Consider the following 838-nt stretch of genomic DNA (forward strand, 5'->3'; position numbering starts at 1 on the left):
TCCACGGGGCAGACGATGCCGATGCCGACGAACACGACATGGGCGAAGACTTCGACTTCGACGACCCAGACGAAATGCACCGGCGACTGCCTCGTCTGGCCGCCCTCTACCTTCCGGGGGTTCAGCCGTGAGCCAGCCGCTGCCGTCGTTCCGCTACCACCCCGACCCTGTCGCGACCGGAGCGATCGCCAAGAGCGGTGAGGTCTGTGTCTGCTGCGGGGCTTCGCGCGGGTGGATCTACACCTTGAGTCTGTACACCGAGCAGGAGGTGCCAGGGCGGATCTGCCCGTGGTGTATCGCCGACGGCGTCGCGGCGGAACGCTTCGAGGGCGAATTCGTCGACGCTCATGGTCTGGATGGGGTGTCGTGGGAGGTGCTGCTGCAAGTCACCCGCCGTACACCCGCCTTCTCTGCGTGGCAGGACCCCCGCTGGCTCGTCCACTGCCACGATGCGGCTGCCTTCCGCGGTGAAGTCGGCTACACGCAGCTGGCCGAGCATCCGGAAGCCCTCGAGCAGCTCCGCACCGACTTGCGCCTGGGTGGCTGGCGTGACACCGACCAGCTCGAGGAGTTCCTCCGCCACCTCGGCGAAGGAGCAAGCGCCATGCTCTTCCAATGCACCATCTGCGGGGACCATCTCGCCTACACCGACTTCAGCTGAGCCGGGGGCCGCCGCTCTGGAATCTGCACGATACTGACCAGCACGTCGTCACCACGCCGACACCATGATCACTGCACCCCGATGACACCACCTGCCCCATCCCCTCAGGCCAGACCCCCGCAGCCGTCCGGTGACACCCACCGCAGACTCAGTGACATCTCCACACAGATTCACAGC

1 protein-coding gene is annotated in these 838 nt (G+C 66.1%); it reads left to right on the plus strand.

All coding sequences use genetic code 11. The features are described from left to right. Window positions 1-127 precede the first annotated feature (127 nt). The gene (locus ACLF6P_RS29885) at window positions 128-661 is read left to right on the plus strand and encodes a CbrC family protein (protein ID WP_415954549.1); all 534 of its coding nucleotides are present in this window, start codon (window positions 128-130) and stop codon (window positions 659-661) included. Window positions 662-838: the final 177 nt, after the last annotated feature.

Origin of the sequence: Streptomyces lothianensis, assembly GCF_047779955.1 — a bacterium.
GTDB lineage: Bacteria > Actinomycetota > Actinomycetes > Streptomycetales > Streptomycetaceae > Streptomyces.